This is a genomic window from Clostridium sp. UBA6640 (genome assembly GCF_002455975.1).
Lineage (GTDB): Bacteria > Bacillota > Clostridia > Clostridiales > Clostridiaceae > Clostridium_J.
The window spans coordinates 52,116-52,539 of the sequence record NZ_DKLM01000053.1 but is presented as its reverse complement, the minus strand read 5'-3'; the positions used below and the strand labels follow the sequence as shown (position 1 = coordinate 52,539).

The window sequence follows — 424 nt, the reverse complement described above, 5'->3', positions numbered from 1 at the left end:
ATTATTTAATGAAGATATTAGGGTTTATAGAAATATAGAAGATTTTAATGATTATTTAGCTACGTGGAATAACTTTCCAGATTATTCAGAAGATTCTTATTGTATTACTATGGATGATGTGAAGATCGATTCTTATATTGAATTTGATATTACTTCATTCGTAAACGGATGGATCAATAATAAGTATCCTAATTATGGAATGACTTTAGTAGGGTCAGAAAATGATACCACTACTTTAATACAATATGATTCAAGTAGGAGTGACAATTCGCCTTATATTGAAATTGAATTTTATTATTATGATGAAGATGATGAACTAGAAAATTATGGAGCAAGAAGTATTTCTAGAGGATGTTGTCATAATCATTGTAATCATTGTAATCACTGCATACAATGTGTTGTAGGGCCAACCGGTCCAACTGGA

Annotated in this window: 1 protein-coding gene; it reads left to right on the top strand. The window is 29.5% G+C overall.

Annotated elements, in window-relative coordinates; translation table 11 throughout:
* Window positions 1–424, top strand: a 424-nt coding sequence (locus tag B2W91_RS05585; RefSeq protein WP_291579306.1) for a DNRLRE domain-containing protein, incomplete at both ends; no start/stop codon positions are given.